General features: G+C 41.3%; 1 protein-coding gene. It reads left to right on the top strand.

The annotated features are described in order from the left end of the window. The coding region (locus tag ACFIMW_RS09445) for a DNA methyltransferase (protein ID WP_375697396.1) at positions 1-739 on the top strand (739 nt) is incomplete at both ends.

Raw genomic sequence — 739 nt, 5'->3', positions numbered from 1 at the left:
TTTATGAGGAAGTAGGGCATAACCAAGATGCCAAAAAAGAGGTTAAAGTTTTTAATTCTAAGAATGTCTTTACAACTCCCAAACCTGAGCGGTTAATGGAACGCATTATTCAACTTGCCACCAACTCTGGTGATCTTGTATTGGATTCCTTTGCTGGTTCTGGTACGACCGGCGCTGTTGCTCATAAAATGGGCCGCAAGTGGATTATGATTGAACTCGGTGAACATTGTCATACACACATTATTCCTCGTTTAAAACAAGTAATTGATGGAACTGATCAAGGGGGAATTTCTAAAAGTGTCAATTGGCAAGGTGGCGGTGGATTTCGTTATTATCGCCTTGCACCCTCTCTGTTGCAAAAAGACCCATTGGGACAATGGGTTATTAGCCGCGAATATAATGCTGCGATGCTTTCAGAAGCCATGTGCAAACATATGGGATTTACCTATGCGCCGGATGAAAATCATTATTGGATGCAGGGATATTCAACGGAAACGGATTATATTTATGTCACAACGAGCGCCATGAACCATGAACAACTCCGTATTATGAGCGAAGAAGTGGGCTCTCATCGCACCCTGCTGATTTGTTGTACAGCCTTTGATACAAAATCATCATCCTTTGAGAATCTTACACTTACAAAAATCCCCCGTGCAGTATTGGAAAAATGCGAATGGGGAAGGGATGATTATAGTTTAAATGTAGCCAATCTTGAACCAATGATTGTGGTAAAAGAAAG

Origin of the sequence: Bartonella sp. AC329YNZD, from assembly GCF_042196685.1 — a bacterium.
In the GTDB taxonomy this organism is placed as follows: domain Bacteria; phylum Pseudomonadota; class Alphaproteobacteria; order Rhizobiales; family Rhizobiaceae; genus Bartonella.
The sequence above is the reverse complement of the archived record's forward strand: the minus strand, read 5'-3'. Positions and strand labels throughout refer to the sequence as shown.